This window comes from Methylopila musalis (assembly GCF_042679725.1).
Lineage (GTDB): Bacteria > Pseudomonadota > Alphaproteobacteria > Rhizobiales > Methylopilaceae > Methylopila > Methylopila musalis.
Genome location: NZ_JBHTMX010000344.1, coordinates 1 through 1,466 on the forward strand (window position 1 = coordinate 1; position 1,466 = coordinate 1,466).

The 1,466-nt window shown below is 73.7% G+C and carries 1 protein-coding gene and 1 pseudogene; one reads left to right on the plus strand and one right to left on the minus strand.

What is annotated here, in order from left to right; translation table 11 throughout:
* Window positions 1-390 (minus strand): annotated as a pseudogene (locus ACFQ4O_RS17475) (hypothetical protein); the annotation flags it as partial.
* A gap of 138 nt (window positions 391-528) precedes the next feature.
* On the opposite strand from ACFQ4O_RS17475, the gene ACFQ4O_RS17480 reads away from it, so the two are divergent.
* On the plus strand, window positions 529-1,466 hold a 938-nt coding region (locus ACFQ4O_RS17480), incomplete at its 3' end, for a lytic transglycosylase domain-containing protein (protein ID WP_378777647.1).

Sequence of the window (1,466 nt, forward strand, 5' to 3'; positions counted from 1 at the left end):
GAGGGCCGAGAGCCGGGAGCCCTTGGCCACCAGAGCGGGCAGGGCGAACAGGCCGGCGGCGCTTGAAACCTGCACGGCGATCGACAGCGCGCCGTCCGCAAGGCCGGCCTTCGCCTCCGCCACCGCGAGCCGCGCCGCGAGCCGCCCCACGTCGCTCGCGCGCTCCAGCCGGGACAGCAGAACGCCAGCCGCGCCGAAGCCCGCCGCGAGCGCGAGCGCATCGTCGATTCCCTCCGCGTCCGGATCGGCGACGCGCACATAGAGCGGCGTGGCCCCGTCCGGCCAGGGCGTGGTCAAGGCTTGGGGATTCGCGATCCAGCCGGCGGCTCCATGGGGGCGGGAGGCGGCGCCGGTCGCGGGGGCGGGATGGTCGGCGAGCAGGGCCTTCATGTCCAACCTCCTTGAAACCAAACCTTTTCCGGCGGGCTTCGGCGGCCCGTCCGGCATGGTTAACGGGCGATTTACCATAAGGGCGGCATTCTGTTCACAGGCGTCGGACCGGCGCCTTTCGGGATCCGCGTCACGCCCATGCAGCTCATGTCCCCCGCTGACGCCGCCAGCCGCGTCACCTCCGCTCTGAAAACGGCGGCCGACGCCACCGGCGCGGGCTTCGATTATCTGATGCGGACCGCCCAGCGCGAATCCTCTCTGAACCCCACCGCCAAGGCGCCGACCTCGTCCGCGCGCGGACTGTTCCAGTTCATCGACCAGACCTGGCTTCAGGTGTTGAAGGAGGACGGCGCCCAGCTCGGCCTCGGCGCCGCGGCGGCCGAAGTCACCCGGTCCGCGTCGGGCCGCTACGAGGTCGCCGACCCGGCCCGAAAGGCCGAAATCCTCGCGCTGCGCGACGACCCTACCGCCTCCGCCCTGCTCGCCGGCGCCTTCACTCGCCGCAACGCCGAGACGCTGCAGAGCGCGCTCGGCCGGGCCCCGACCGAGGGCGAGCTTTACGCGGCGCATTTCCTCGGCGCGCGCGGCGCGGTCGATCTGATCCAGCGCGCGGAGGCCACGCCGAACGCCTCCGCCGCCGCCGCTTTCCCGTCGCAGGCCTCCGCCAACCGCGCCATCTTCTACGAGCGCGGCCAGGCCCGCAGCCTGGGCGAGGTTTATGCCCGCCTCACCGCCGGCGGCTCGGCCGTCGCGCAGACCAAGGCGTCGTCCACCATCGCGCTGCAGGAGGCGGCGGCGGACGAGACTCCGCTCGCCTTCAACGGCGGCGTGGAGGACGACGGCCGCGCCTTCCACTCCCTGTTCAAGACCGGGCGCCGCACGCCGGTCTCGGCCTATGTCTCGCAGGCCTGGTCGTCGTTCGCCGCCTCCGCCGAGGACGCGCATCCGCTGCGGCGGGTGGCGGCGCCGGCGGGGACCACGGTCGCGACGCCCGTCACCGCGCGGGCCTATGCGGCGGAGGACACGTCCGCCGCTGCGACGGTTTCGGCGCCGGCCGCCGTTCAGGCCACCGCCCG